Here is a 14104-nt window from a genome sequence, read left to right as displayed (position 1 = left end):
TTCCCTGCTCGGCGGACGCCGACCTCACCGCCGTATCGACGTCGTTACGCCTCTAGTTCGTACCGATCCGCGCCAGCAGATCCACGATCCGGTCCTGCACCTCGGTACTGGTCGACCGCTCCGCCAGGAACAGCACCGTCTCCCCGGACGCCAGCCGCGGCAGATCGGCCTGGTCGACGGCGGCCGTGTAGACGACGAGCGGGGTGCGGTTGAGCTGCCCGTTCGCGCGCAGCCAGTCGACGATCCCGGACTGGCGGCGATGCACCTGGAGCAGGTCCATCACGACGAGATTCGGCCGGAACTGCCCCGCCAGCGTCACCGCGTCGGCATCGCTGGCCGCCCGCGCGACCTGCATCCCACGCCGTTCCAGCGTCGCGGTCAGCGCCAGCGCGATCTCCGCGTGCTCCTCGATCAGCAGCACGCGCGGCGGATGCTGCTCACTGTCGCGGGGCGCGAGCGCCTTCAGCAGTACGGCGGGATCGGCGCCGTACGCCGCCTCGCGCGTCGCCTGTCCGAGCCCGGCCGTGACCATCACCGGCACCTGCGCGGCCACGGCCGCCTGCCGCAACGACTGAAGTGCCGTACGCGTGATCGGCCCGGTCAGCGGATCGACGAACAGCGCCGCGGGGAAGGCCGCGATCTGTGCGTCGACCTCCTCGCGTGAGTTCACGATGACCGGCCGGTACCCACGGTCGCTGAGCGCCTGCTGCGTGGTGACGTCCGGCGCGGGCCACACCAGCAGCCGACGCGGATTGTCCAGCGGCTCCGGCGGCAGCTCGTCGTCCATCGGCTGCGGCCGCGGCGGTTCCGAGACCTCGACGGCCCCACCGGGACCGTCCAGCGGCTCGGGCCCCTCGGCGGCGTTCTCGTCCGGTGCGCCTATGGCGTACGACCGTCCCGCCGCCTCGGTGGACTGCGCCAGCCGGGACCCGCGCGCCGACGTCGGCTCACCCGGGGTATGCGGCCGGGTCGCCTGGTCGGGTCGGTCGGGCGGCGTCCCCAGCTTCCGGCGCTTGCCGCCGACCGTCTGCGACGAGGCCGGCGGTGCCGTCGGCGCGGCGGCCTGCTGCACCTGCGCCGCCTGCCTGCTGAACGGGACACCCTGCCCCAACGTCCGCACACTGATCGCCCGCCCCTGCGTGGAGTTCGGGTCCACCGGTGCGGCACCGGCCTCGGCGGGCAGCGGCTGCGCGGCCCGCTGGGGTGCGGCCGCGTCCTCGGGGGCGTTCGGCGGTACGGGGGCGGCGGCGCCGTTGGAAGGCACGGGGGCGCCGGTCGGGTTCGGCGGCACCGGGGTGCCGAGGGCATTCGCTGCTACGGGAGTGCCCGCACCGGAACTGCCGTCGGCCGTGGGCCATGGCTGGGGGGCCGGGGTGCCCTGAGGCGGGCCGGCCTGACCGGGCACGGCTTCCGCGGGAAGCGGCTGACCGGGCTGAAGCGCGGGGGCGTTCTGCGCGGGGGCAGCCTGGGCCGCAGGTGCGGGACCTGCCTGCGGCGCCGCCGGGGCCGCCTGACCGGGAGCCGCCGGTACGGCCTGAGCCTGGGCCGGGGTGCCCTGCGGGGCCGCGGCCACGGCGGGCCGACCGGGTACCGCGGCCTGTCCAGGCGGTGCCACGCCCTGCTGCCCCGGAACGCCCTGCACGCCGACCTGCTGCGCCGGGGTAGCCGGGACCGGTTGCCCGGGCGGCACCTGTGCCGGGATCGGCCCGCCCGGGGTCGCCTGCGACGCCGGAGCCGGCTGCCCGGGCGCCATCTGCACGGCCTGTCCCGGACCTTGTCCAGGGGATCCCTGCCCGTTGGCCTGAACCCCGGTGCCCTGCGGCGGCAATGCCGCTCCGGGCTGACCGGCCACGGCCTGGCCCGCCTGCACGGGCACACCCTGTTGCGCCGGAACCCCCTGCGCGGGAGTCCCGGCCGGCTCCGCCGCCGGCTGGGCGACAGCCCTGCGTCGGCGGCCCGTCGGCGCGTTCGCGGGGTGCGGCTGCGGCGGGGTGTGGTCCTCGGACTGGTCGTTCGGTACGGCGTCATGCCGGCCGTTGTCCATCAGGGCATCCCCGGACACACCGGGGGCCGGAACCTGTACGGGCGCCTGCGCCGCGGGGCTCCCCGGAGCCCGGTCCGCCTCGGCGGGCGGCAGGGCGAACACCGCACGGGGGGCCGCCTCCTGGGCGGCGGCACGCTCGTTCGCGGCGGCCAGGGCACGCCGGCGTCGCCCGGTCGGCTGTGCGTTCTCGGTGGCGGCCCCGTCGGACGCCGCGGGCAGCGCGGGCGGCAACGCCTGCTGCGCCCCGCCGCCCTGCCGGGCACGCTGCCCTGCGGGTACGGCCCCGTCGGGCGTGGGCACGCCCCGCGGCGGCACCGTACCGCCCAGGCCGGACCCTGAGGCCGCGGCGCCGGCGGCATGCTCGGCGGCCGTGACGACGGCGCCCGCAGAAACCCCGGCGGCGAGTTCGAGGCCGGAACCGACCGCCGTACCGCCCTGGGCACCCGCATCCGCACCCTCGGCAGACCGCCCCCGCCGCCGCCCGGTACCGCCGGAACCCCCGGACTCCTCGCCCGAAGACTGCGCCGGAACCGGAGCGGTACCTGCTGCCGCCGCCTCCTCCGCCGCACGCCGCCTTCGCCGCCCGGTGGGCACCGAGCCCTCGGAGCCACCGGACTCACCGGCGGCGCCCGGCACCTCGCTCTCCAGGAACGCGTCCACGGAGGACCGCCGGGCCCGCCGCCGCCCACCGGCGGAGGTCTGCTCGGCCTCCTGCGGCTCGGCGGTCGCGGCTGCCGGGGCCGGCACAGCCCCGGCCCCGCCGCCGATCGGCACTTCGAGGACGAACGCACTGCCGCTCATCCCCGGCACTTCATGCGTCTGAAGCACACCGCCGTGCGCCCGCACGATCCCGCGCACGATCGGCTCGTGCACCGGGTCTCCCCCGGTATACGGCCCGCGCACCTCGATCCGTACGACCTCACCGCGCTGCGCGGCCGCCACCACGACCGTGTTGTCCATATAACCGCCCGCGGACACGGGAGAGTTCCCGGTCGCGTCGACCCCGGCGACATCGGCGACGAGATGCGCGAGCGCGGTGGCGAGGCGGGCCGGATCGACCTCGGCCTCGATGGGCGGCGCATGTACGGCGAACTGCACGCGCCCCGGCCCGATCAGCTCGACGGCGCCGTCGACACCGGCGGCGACGACGGCGTCGAGCATCACCTTCGTACGGACGATCTGCTCGGTGCCCGCGTCGATCAGCTGATACGCGAGGACGTTGTCGATGAGCTGGGTGATGCGCGAGTACCCGGCGGACAGATGGTGGAGCACCTGGTTGGCCTCGGGCCACAGCTGCCCGGCGTCGTCCGCGGCGAGCGCCGAGAGGTCACGCCGCAGCTCGTCGAGCGGCCCGCGCAGCGACCCGCCGAGGAGCGTCAGCAGCTGCTCATGCCGCCCGGCGAGCGCCTCGTACCGGTCCTTCTCGCGCTCGGCGAGCGCGGCGTACCGGTCGTCGCCGGCCGCGAGCTCCTCCTCGTGCTGCTCGCGCAGCTCCTCCAGCTCGGTGACATGCTGCTGGCGCAGCGCGGTGAAGTCGGAGGCGTGCTCCTCGCCGAGCCGCTCCAGCTCCTCCGCATGGCTCTTGTCGGCGGCGGACTTCTCCTCGGCGAGGCTGTCGTAAGGCCGCCGGTCGGTGAAGGTCAGCACGGCCCCGACCAGCTGGTCCCCGTCCCGCACCGGCGCGGTCGTCAGGTCGGCCGGGACCTTCTCGCCCTTCTTCGACCACAGCACCTGCCCGCGCACCCGGTGCTTGCGCCCGGAGCGCAGGGTGTCGGCGAGCGGGGACTCCTCGTACGGGAACGGCGTGCCGTCGGCGCGCGAGTGCAGCATCAGGTCGTGCAGTTCGCGCCCGCCCAGATCACTGGCCCGATAACCCAGTATCTGAGCGGCAGCCGGATTGACGAGCACGATCCGCCCGTCGGTATCGGTCCCCACCACACCCTCGGACGCGGCCCGCAGGATCATCTCGGTCTGCCGCTGGGACCGTGCCAGCTCGGCCTCGGTGTCGACGGTCCCGGACAGGTCCCGTACGACGAGCATCAGCAGCTCGTCGGAGGCGTAGCCGTGGTTGTCGTAGGCCTGCTGCCCGTTCTCGAGGTTCGCGCTGGTGACCTCGACGGGAAACTCGCTCCCGTCCGTCCTGCGCGCCATCATCCGGGTCGGCTTGGTCTGCCCGCGCGGATCCATGTGGTCGGGCCGCCGCATCGATCCAGGAATCAGCCTGGAGTCGAACTCCGGAAGCAGGTCGAGCAGCCCGCGCCCGACGAGCGCGGTCCCCGGCGCCTCGAAGGCCTCCAGCGCGATGGTGTTGGCATTCACGACGGTCCCATTGGCGTTGACCAGCACCAACGCATCGGGAAGCGCGTCCAGTATGGCTGCGAGGCGAGCAGCGCCTCGGGATGGCCTGCTGCTCACGAGACGCTTCCTCCCTGTTACCGCACCTTGCCCACCGCTCCGGCCATCTTGCCAACCTGCCCGCGGTGTGTCACGCGAGGGAGTCTAAGGGCTGAGGTTGCGCTCGCGACGCCGGATGAGAGGGAGGTCGCACGACGAAGTGACGACGACGTGACGCGGACCGCGTTGCCGCACGCGTGACCGCGCGTTTTCGCTCCGCCCGCACCTCGCGAGACCTTCGCGGGACTTTTACGGTCCCTTTGGTTCTGAGGCGGGCCTCGGAATTGACCTCAGACCCGAGTGAGGTCGGGCAACAGCGGCACGAGCCGATCCCACCGGGCGATCTCGCACCCGTCACTGCGGCCGTACGTCGCGTCGACGGGCCGCCCGCCCCAGGTCCCGGTGACATGCGCGGTGGCGGCGCCGCCGTACTGCATGGTGCAGATGGTGCCGTCGGGCACGGGAGCGAAGGTCTCCGTCCCCCACCGCGTGTTCCGGTCGACGGCCGCACACGCGCCCCCCGCCTCGGGATGGCTGCCTCCGTCGGGATGGCAGTACAGCTCATACGTCCCGTCCGCACCGCCGCCCGCGTGCCGGACCGTGACCGTGAGGTGATCGCCGCCCCGGTCCTCGTCGCGGACGGGCGGCGGAGCGGCCTCGACATGACTGGCGGCGGACGACGGCGCCGCCAGCGAACCGGCCGCGGCGACAGAGACGACGGCAGTAAGGAGAATCCGGGTGACCTGCAACATGACCTGACTAACGCCGTACGGCCCCCACGGTTGCGCCCCGCCCCACCGCACCCGAAGCCCTTTGCCCTGTGGCCTGCCTGCCTAGTACCGTGGGGGGCGATTGGTGACACCACGCTCGACTGTGTCATCATCTGCACGCACCACCCGCGCTCGCGCGGGCGGTTGTGCGGGAGGCGTCGCCTAGTCCGGTCTATGGCGCCGCACTGCTAATGCGGTTTGGGACTTCAATCCCATCGAGGGTTCAAATCCCTCCGCCTCCGCGCAAGATCACCGAAGCCCTGGTCCACACGATCGGGGCTTCGGTCGTTCCGGCACCTCTGAAGGCCGTTTCCCCAGCTCACAAGGGGTATGGCTAACGGATTTCACATGGCGGCGGCAGTCATGTAATGTTCTTCCTGTCGCCGCGAGCAGCCCGGAAGGGCGGAAACGGCGACAAAAACAAAAGAAGACAAGCACTCGTAGCTTAACGGATAGAGCATCTGACTACGGATCAGAAGGTTGCAGGTTCGAATCCTGCCGAGTGCACACAGGTCGAAGGCCCCGGATCACTCCGGGGTCTTTGGCGTTTCAGGGGCGTACAGCAGTGAAGTACAGCAACCGTTGATGTCAGCGACTGATGTCAGCCGGTTGCCGTCTGCGTGCCGCCCATCGCAGCTGACAGCTTGCCGAGCGCCGCGCGTACCTCCTCCTCGCTCGCTTCGGCGTAGACCTCCATCGTCATGGCGATCTGTGAGTGCCGGAGGATGCGCTGAGCCACCTTGGGGTGCACCTTCAGCGCAACCAACAGCGAGCTTCATGTGTGCCGCGTGTTCCGGAGCGGGATGACGCGGAGGCCGGCGCGGCGAGCGCGCAGGGCGAACATGCGGGTGAGGTTCCCCGGCTCGATGGGCGTCCCGTACTTCGTCGTGAAGACCAGGCCGCGGATGTCCTGCCAGAGATCACCGGCCGCCTTACGGTCTCCAGTCTGCTGAGCGCGGCGCATGCGGAGTGCCTTGAGGCAGAAGTCCGGTAGGGGCAGAAAGTCGTCCGACTCCTCCGTCTTCGTCTCCCGGTGGAGGATCTGACGCCCCGCCCGCTGGATCTGGTGATCCACGTGCAGCTCACCCGTGTCGAAGTAGATCGACTTCCAGGTGAAGCCCAGGACTTCACCTCGGCGCAGCCCCAGACAGAGGACCAGCACCCATGCTGCGAAGAGCGGATCTTCGCGCGCCAAGCCATCGGCAAGGAAGCGGCTCGCTTCGATGACGGACCACGGCTTGACCCGACGACGGCGCGGCTTGGGGACCTTGACCAGGGAGGCCACGTTCTTGTTGATCTCCTCCTCGGCCAAGGCGTGGGTGAGTGCGGCGCGCAGTGCGTCGCGCGCGGCCTGGATCACACGGCGGGAGGGGTACGCCTCGCAGCACTCCCCGATGGCGCAGCAACGCCGCCGTTCCTGGGACCGCTTGGCGTCCTTGCCCTGCGCACAGCACTGGCAGATGCCGGCCAGCTTGGTCAGCCACTCACGGACATCCCGGACGGTCAGCTTGTCGAGCCGCTTCGTACCCAGATGCGGGACGATCGAAGACCTCACCGACACCCCAGGACAGCCGGCACTCCGGGCATCCTTCGACGCCTACTCAGCACCCCAGGCAGACAGATGGGTTGCGACCACGCTCCGCACCATCACGCCAGCACTGGACCCGGACGCCTCCGACGAAGCATGGCATTGGCTGTACTTCGGCCGTATCAGGACCAGGCGAGCGCTCCTGCGGTTCGAGCCGTGCACGGTGTCGGTGACCCAAGCCAACACGCTCATCACCTGGACGATCCGGCCCGTGCTCTTCCTACCGCTCGCACGCCGCCAAGGTATCGAACTCCCACCCTGCGCTTACGACTTCAAGCCCCACTCGACCGATGTCTAGGTTCAGTTGAGCTTTGACGGTTGTGTGTCGGTTGATGCTTTCCGGCTCCTAGCCTGTTGTGCAGTTCTTTGTGCCGTAGGCCTTGAAGCGGGTCACCTCCTTGCTGCTGGTGCGGGGCAGCGTACGCAGGCAGTGTCCGTCGTGGTCGAAGACGTGCAGGGTGGTGTCGGTGACCTCGACGGTGACCACGGTGCGGGCATGCGCCATGCCGACCTGGACCTGCTGGCCGCAGACCTGGATGCTGCCGCGGGCGGAGACCTTGCGCCCGACCCGGACCGCATCCTGCGGGGCTTTGGGCGGCAGCGGGCTGAGCTGGGCGTCGCTGATGTAGGCCCTGCGCTGGGGCGGAATGGGACAGGGCAGGGTGTGGACCAGCATCCCGTCGGCGACCACCTGCATCAGCGGCCCATCCAGCCGCAGCGTCACCCGCTGCCCGGCCAGCGGGACGCCGACGGTGATCTGTCGTCCGGCCAGGCCCACCACTCCGGAGGCATTCACGGTGCGGGCCACCTCGATCGGCAGGCGGGCCGCGAGCGGGCCCGGGGCCCGGCTTGCCGGGGCGGGACCGGCCCGGCGGGCGCCGGATGCCCGCAGCCGGGCCAGGTCAGCAGTGCTCAGCCGGGAGGGAACGGTCTTGATGCGCTTGCCGTCCAAGCTGACGTGGACGGTGGTGCTGTCCATCCACAGCGTCACCCCGGCGCCCGCATGCTTCGGCCCGAACCAGAACTGCTGACCGGCCACCGCGAGATTCCCGCTGGGCGGCACGACCCGGTCCACCTCCACCGCCTCCGGGGAGCCCAGCACCGCCTCCCGGGCGGGTTCGACCTCTCGCACCTCACGACCACCAGCAGCCGGTGGGATGGCCAGCTGGGCCGGAAGCCGCAAAGGCATCCCGTCGGCCGGCGCAGACTGGAACCGGCTGGCCGGGGTGCCCATATCCAGTGACTGATGCGGACGGATGGTGTTGTAGTCCTCGCGCCAGTCGTCGATGGTGGCCTGCGCCGCGGCCCGGTCAGTGAACGGCCCATGGTCATCGAGGAGTTCACGCCGCAGCGACTGATGGAACCGCTCGATCTTCCCCGTGGTCGTCGGTGACCGTGGCTTGGTCAGCCGGTGTTTGATGCCGTTGGTCCGGCAGATCCGGTCGAACAGCACTTCCGTCAACGGGCCCGGAGTGCCGAACCGGCCGGTGAACTGCTTGCCGTTGTCGGTCAGCACCTCCTCCGGACAGCCGAATGCCACCAACGCGGCGGCGAATGCGGCGCACACACCGCCCTGCCGGTCGCCCGCTCCACCACCGACGCGATCACGCAAAACCGGGAATGGTCGTCCACCCCGGTCACCAGCTTCAGCTCGCGACCATCGGCCAGCCAGAAACCGCCCATCACGTCCAGCTGCCACAACTGCATCGGCCCCGGCCGTTCCCACCGCCGGTAATCCTCCCGGCGTCTGCGCCGCTTCACCGGCACGATCAACTGGTGCCGCACCAGGATCCGATACACCGACGCCTCCGACGACACCGGCTCAACACCCCGACGCTGCAGTTCATGACGCAACCGGCGCTGTCCTCATCTGGGATGCAGTCGCCGCAGCTCCAGCCCCGCCGACTCCACCTCAGGCGGCATCTGCCACGGATGCGACCCGGGACGATGCGACCGGTCCGCAAGACCGGCCAGTCGGCCCTGCTGATAGCGGCGCACCCAGGAGTGCACCGACTGCCGCGAGACCCCATACCAGGCCGCGACCTCCGTCTTGGACGCGCCGGCGGCCAGCACCTCCATGACCGCGTGATACCGCTGCTCGACCACGCTCAGCTCCACTAACACCGGCCTCGCCCGCCTCCACGACAGCAGTCGCAGACAGCAAACCGAGGACGGAACCGTCAAGCATCAAGTGACGTCAACGCGTCAAGCATCAAGCGAAGTTGCACAGCCCCACACACCCGACTGAGTTACAACTTTCTCTACTGGTTCAAGGCGGCTCACTCCGCTCGCCGCGCGTGGCACGGGCGCCGACCGGGCCTGCGCTCCTGTCTCCGCCCCGCTCCAGCCCGGCCGGCGCCCGTGCCACGCGCTCAGCGATGAGTCGTTAATGCCAGGGATAGTTACAGATGAGGCAATCGTTCACACCGCGATCACTTCGAAGATCCGGTTCATTTTCCAGGTGACAAGTGCGCGAGGACATCCAGCATGAACCTTGACACGCCCAAGGTGTTTCTCGTCCCCCAGTCGGTCTCCCAGAATCCTCCATAAACCAAGACAGCAGCCGCTTTAGCTCGCGTCAAGCCTACATAAAATGCAAGGCGATCTTGAGCCAATCTGTCAGGCGGGGGCTCCGGGAATGTTCTCCGTTTCCTGTCCCAGAAACGACCAGGCATGATGCCGTCCACGAGACCCGGAAGAATCACTACCTGCCACTCCCTCCCCTTCGCTGCATGATAAGTGGTCAGAGTGAATCGTCCAGTACGAAGAGCACCCACAACAATATCGGCTAGTTCGAGATCATGATTTACGCAGCATTCACGAAAATCAACAACAGATTCCGCGTCAAGTCGCCGGGGGCTTCGCTGGGCCACCAAATCAAGTTCAAGATCGTTGACCAGCTCATCAAACCAGGTCAGCAAATCTCGTTGACGTCCATCAGACTCCGACTGAAGAAGCCTAGCCAAAGCGGCATCAGCTTCTCGGCCAGGAAGTTCAAGCAATCCAGCCTCGCGCCGCATGTTCGCATATTGACGGGACAAGTCACTGAGTGTCCGCACCTCATCTGCACTCGAATCAATCTCAGGAGGCTGGTAGCCTGACACGGTCCTAGCGGCACAAGCGCGGATGAAGTCGGCCATCTCCCCTTCGGGAAGCTTCTCATCCTTTTCGTGAACGAAATCGAGCCCATATTCAGTAAAGGCGGACAGGAGAGATGTAAGCAGAGGGCCTTTACGTGGGTACAATACTGCGATTTCGTGAGCAGGGATTCCACTAACTACCAGCTGAAGGATTTTCCGCGCCACAACCTCTGCATGTGCCCGTAGACCACTGTCAACATAGATGGGCTCAATAACCCCTGCATCGTCCCGCCCCGGACGCGCTTCGTGATCGCGCGTCTCTTTTAGCACGGCGTGACTGGCAGCAATGATGGCCTGACCGCTTCGATAGTTCACCTTGAGGGAAACATTATGGAATGTTTCCCTCAACTCTTGCAGATACTTGGGATCCGCCCCGGTAAAACCCATCACGGTCTGATCAGGATCACCGAATGCAGAAATACTAACATGTGCGCTACCAGCCAGGACTTTAACCAACGAGTGCAGTACTGGCCCCAGGTCCTGATACTCGTCCACCACGACATGCGGGAATTTCGATGCAACGAGGCTTGCAATATCAGGAAAATCTTGAAGAAGGGACAGTGAACGAGAAATCATCATATCAAAATCGATCCAGCCCCTCTCATCCATCAGTTGATCAAAAACTGCAGACGCGTCGATCATTGGATCGCGCAGCTCACCGGTGTCACCCACAGCATGCCGGCGCCTCGCTCTTGTAAATGCTGGCTTCTCATACCTGGGAATGGCCATAACCCCGGCGCGCGCAAAGCTCTGCTCCAGGATCCCTATCCATTCCTTCGTCTTGTCATCAACGATGATTAGATCGTCGGGGGAAGTACGGCCGACAAGTGCCGAGTAGGGTCGAAGAACATGAGCGAGACACCAGGAGTGGAGTGTATTCGATGCCAAGCGATTTCCCGGTTTGATTCCCAACCGGCCGAGGCGATCCACAATTTCACGGGCGGCGTGATTAGTATAGGTAATTGCAGCCACCCCCCTATGGGATTCCACCTGCGTTTCAAGGAGATAACCGACGCGGGCGACCAGAGTTCGAGTTTTCCCAGAACCGGGGCCAGCAAGGGCTACCAGGTTTCCTCTATATGTAACAGCCTCCCTTTGCTCATCGTTCAGCTCCTCAATTTCCGCAGCCAGAACGCGGCGCATAAGGGGACGGGAAGTCATGAAACCTCACCCTCCGCTGGCTTAGCATCAAAAAGACCATGCTGCCGGACAGCTCTAGAAATGCTGTCCAGTGCACTAATTAGGTGTCCGAAGGTGGACTGTGAGAACAGACTCATCGTTACAAGCCGTTCCTTATCATCCACAGAAGGAGAAGACATGATAGATGCGACACTCGCCTCCATCTGAGAGATGAAGTGCGAGAAATCAGCTTTCTCCACGTACGAGGACAGACGCTGAGCGAATCTTCCCTTGCTTACGGAGTCAATACGCCTGAGAAACTCCTCGCAGTGTGTTTGGTCGCCGCTAACGAGTCCACGCGTAGCTTGCTCAAAGGCAGCCTTAAGGGGGTCTGACACATCGAAGTCAGAATGGGCAGCAATCATCAACTCTACGAGCAATGGGGCTAGGTCAACCTCCAGAGTCTTCGGGCCGATGAATACACCAACGTCTACGGCTTCGGCTCTGAGGGTTGAGGTGTTTGCTTGCTCTCCCACTGCGAGCACTTCATCCACGCGGCGTGAAAAATCCATCGCCTTAACCGACTCCATCAATTTCGCCGCACGGCGCAATCCGAGATGGATATACTTCCCTTCCTTATTGGTAGGGTCTCCGTCAGTAATGATTACGTGAGGGACAGTGAGAGCATCCGGTCCGAGTAGCTGTCTGAACGGATGGAAGTCCGTGCCTGTAATATTTGCTACGACCACGCCGTGCGCATCCAGATCAAATCCCAGTGCCTTCGCCAGAGCAGGGACAAGGTATACCTCAGCGATTCCCTCTACTAAAATTGCGCCCGAGCAGAAAAGGAGTTCAGCGCGACTTACATCGAGATACCGTTCAAGGTCCGCCTTCAGCTTTGGATCGAAATTTGAGCCCGCCGTGAAGGTCACTTCCGTAGCGCCGTCCTTACTCGGCCTCAGCAGTACCAGTGAATCCAGGCGTGAGACAGCAGCAATATGAGGGCTATGGGTCGTAACCATCAATGAAGACTCGTTGCGCAAAAGATAACTGAACACCTGCCGCTGAAGAACCGGATGAAGGTGCGCTTCTGGTTCTTCTACTCCGAGAATGGTATCCAAAACGGCATCGGAATTTCTTCTCGACGCTGCTCTCTCAAGGAGCAATGCCAAGTAAAGAATATTCGCGTTCCCCGTCGAGGCGTCCGCTACGCTGCGGGTGCGTTTCTGATCTACGAACACCCGGATAGAACGCAAGAGGCGGTCAGGATCACTAGATGCAAACCCGAGTTTCGGGTTAATGTCAACGCGAGAACCGGCCATGGCAATCAGCCGTCCTGAAAGGTCACTAGCAAGTTGTGCGATCTCCGGCTCGCCGGCTAGGAGATCCATTGCAACGGACACCCGTTTTGCCGTGTCTACAAGGGCCACCTTGTTCGGCTTTCGAGCATCCAGCAACTCTTGCAAGGGAGAGTCTCGCCATCGTGAAAGATCGCTGACTGCGTCGCGCATCGCAGGAAGCACCGTAAAGTTCACGTCTCGCCTGATACGCTTTCCATCCCGGTCGGCTTTGATCCCGGCCCAGATATCCCAGGTATAGTCATCAGGCGTAAGGCTATCCGCGCTCTGCCCATCCGTCTTAACCAGCGGCTCGAAAAGGTACGTCAGTCGAGCTGTCAGGGGTTTCCGTTCAGAAAAGCATCCATCAAAGGCAGCTTCAGCCTTTTGGTTTCCGGCAAAGTCTGTGATGTCGACCTCGATCTTTACTGTGATTCCGGTCTCATAGGATTCTTCAGAGAAGTCACAGATGTCTTCTGGTCGCAATGATCGTGCAGAGTCGGGGAGGTCCGGGTCGAGTACGAGTCGCAGAGCGCGCAGGAAGTTTGATTTACCTACTCCGTTCTCTCCCACAATTACCGCCGCAGGAGGAAACGGGTCGATTTCCAAGCGTCGAAAGTTGCGGTAGTTCTCGATGAGAACGCGACTGATTCGCATATGGTTCCTCGCCCGTACGTGGAAGTCTGCATAGCATGTTAAGGCCGCAAGCCTCGCAGGTGAGGGCGAACCATGAAATTTGGGCGCCTCGGTGCGCAGACAAGCCTCCGGAGGCTCTTGACGTTCCCCTTAGGGGCAGGTCTACCTGTCCTCGGACCGTTGGTGAGCCTGCGTCAGGTGTCAGCGATCGTGAAGGGTAGGACGTCGCGGCTTGCTCTGGTCGACGATCCAAGGCAACGGGGCTGGGGCCGGTGGGGGTACAGCGAGGCATACGCGTGCGTGGTCGGCCGGCGGACCCGCTGTCGTGGCTGACTGTCGTCGCCTGAGGTTCCTGCCAAGGCCGTGCCAGAACAGAGGACAGCCACGGTCAATGAGGGCGTCCTGTGGTCCAGTTGCAGGGTGCCGCGGCATGTACTGAAGCCCCAGTTCACCGGCCGGACGTCCCAGCCGGTGACCTAAAGCGGGTGTCGCAGGTTCGAATCCTGCCGGGGGCACCAGCCAAAAGGCCCCGGACCGATCATGGTTCGGGGCCTTTGACATCTACTTCTGACATCCACGGGGTCGGTCACTGACGACCGGGGCGCCGCTTTCGCAGTAGCCGGTCCATGTGGCTCATGGCTTCGCGCTGGGTGTCCTGCACGACGTGCGTGTAGACGTCCATGGTGATGCTGATCTGGCTGTGCCCGAGGATCTCCATCACGACACGGGGCGCGACCCCGGCCGCCGTGAGAAGGGTCGCTGTGCCGAGCGTCATGGAGACGGATGACGCGGAGGACGGCGGCCGGGCTGAAGCGGGGCGGAGACAGGAGCGCAGGCCGGCCGGGGGCCGTGCCACGCGCGGGGAGATGCCTGCGCCGCCGAGTAGGCGTCGAAGGGGGTACGTCGTGGCTGGGGCGGTCGGCTCCGCGGCTTTAGGCAGCCACTTTGGGGCGAGCCTCGAAGATCATGGCCCCAACGTCGTGCTTTACCGGGCAGGTCCACAGACTGCCCGACTCGCCGCAAGCTTATTGGGCCATGATCACTCGCGCCAAAGCAGCTCCAGCCCAAAGCCGCTC

Annotated in this window: 5 protein-coding genes, 3 tRNA genes and 3 pseudogenes; 4 read left to right on the top strand and 7 right to left on the bottom strand. The window is 66.0% G+C overall.

What is annotated here, in order from left to right; genetic code table 11:
- Positions 1-52 precede the first annotated feature (52 nt).
- Positions 53-4459 carry a PAS domain-containing protein gene (locus KCH87_RS36700; RefSeq protein WP_210592188.1) on the bottom strand — a complete coding sequence of 1469 codons (4407 nt, stop codon included), beginning with the start codon at positions 4457-4459 and terminating at the stop codon, positions 53-55.
- A gap of 269 nt (positions 4460-4728) precedes the next feature.
- Entirely contained in the window at positions 4729-5190 is a 462-nt protein-coding gene (locus KCH87_RS36695; RefSeq protein ID WP_210592187.1) for an SSI family serine proteinase inhibitor, read from the bottom strand.
- A 169-nt stretch (positions 5191-5359) separates the two neighbouring features.
- On the opposite strand from KCH87_RS36695, the gene KCH87_RS36690 reads away from it, so the two are divergent.
- Both KCH87_RS36690 and KCH87_RS36685 read left to right on the top strand, forming a co-directional pair.
- Positions 5360-5450 (top strand) — tRNA-Ser (locus tag KCH87_RS36690).
- A 192-nt stretch (positions 5451-5642) separates the two neighbouring features.
- Positions 5643-5715 (top strand) — tRNA-Arg (locus KCH87_RS36685).
- Between the two features lie 94 nt (positions 5716-5809).
- Here KCH87_RS36685 and KCH87_RS36680 read toward each other — a convergent pair.
- Positions 5810-6763: pseudogene (locus KCH87_RS36680) on the bottom strand (tyrosine-type recombinase/integrase); the annotation flags it as partial.
- Here KCH87_RS36680 and KCH87_RS49635 point away from each other — a divergent pair.
- A complete protein-coding gene (locus KCH87_RS49635) occupies positions 6717-7094 on the top strand; it encodes a hypothetical protein (RefSeq protein WP_247197357.1) in 378 nt (125 codons plus the stop codon). The pseudogene KCH87_RS36680 and the gene KCH87_RS49635 sit on opposite strands and share 47 nt — an antisense overlap.
- 48 nt (positions 7095-7142) lie before the next feature.
- Here KCH87_RS49635 and KCH87_RS36675 read toward each other — a convergent pair.
- From KCH87_RS36675 to KCH87_RS36665, 3 genes and pseudogenes are all read right to left on the bottom strand, one after another.
- A pseudogene (locus KCH87_RS36675) lies at positions 7143-8908 on the bottom strand (IS481 family transposase).
- Between the two features lie 338 nt (positions 8909-9246).
- The gene (locus tag KCH87_RS36670; protein WP_210592186.1) at positions 9247-11097 is read right to left on the bottom strand and encodes an ATP-dependent helicase; all 1851 of its coding nucleotides are present in this window, start codon (positions 11095-11097) and stop codon (positions 9247-9249) included.
- A complete protein-coding gene (locus tag KCH87_RS36665; RefSeq protein ID WP_210592185.1) occupies positions 11094-13049 on the bottom strand; it encodes an ATP-dependent endonuclease in 1956 nt (651 codons plus the stop codon). Before KCH87_RS36665 ends, KCH87_RS36670 begins: the two co-directional genes overlap by 4 nt.
- A 419-nt stretch (positions 13050-13468) precedes the next feature.
- Between KCH87_RS36665 and KCH87_RS36660 the strand changes: the two genes are divergently transcribed.
- Positions 13469-13546, top strand: a tRNA-OTHER gene (locus KCH87_RS36660).
- A gap of 68 nt (positions 13547-13614) precedes the next feature.
- Here KCH87_RS36660 and KCH87_RS36655 read toward each other — a convergent pair.
- A pseudogene (locus KCH87_RS36655) lies at positions 13615-13828 on the bottom strand (tyrosine-type recombinase/integrase); the annotation flags it as partial.
- Between the last annotated feature and the right edge of the window lie 276 nt (positions 13829-14104).

Source organism: Streptomyces sp. GESEQ-35, from assembly GCF_017948485.1.
GTDB lineage: Bacteria > Actinomycetota > Actinomycetes > Streptomycetales > Streptomycetaceae > Streptomyces.
The sequence above is the reverse complement of the archived record's forward strand: the minus strand, read 5'-3'. Positions and strand labels throughout refer to the sequence as shown.

Bases quoted from the DNA above. Each gene is read 5' to 3' on its own strand.
- KCH87_RS36695 (WP_210592187.1), bottom strand. From the start codon at position 5,190: ATGTTGCAGGTCACCCGGATTCTCCTTACTGCCGTCGTCTCTGTCGCC.
- KCH87_RS36670 (WP_210592186.1), bottom strand. From the start codon at position 11,097: ATGACTTCCCGTCCCCTTATGCGCCGCGTTCTGGCTGCGGAAATTGAG.
- KCH87_RS36665 (WP_210592185.1), bottom strand. From the start codon at position 13,049: ATGCGAATCAGTCGCGTTCTCATCGAGAACTACCGCAACTTTCGACGC.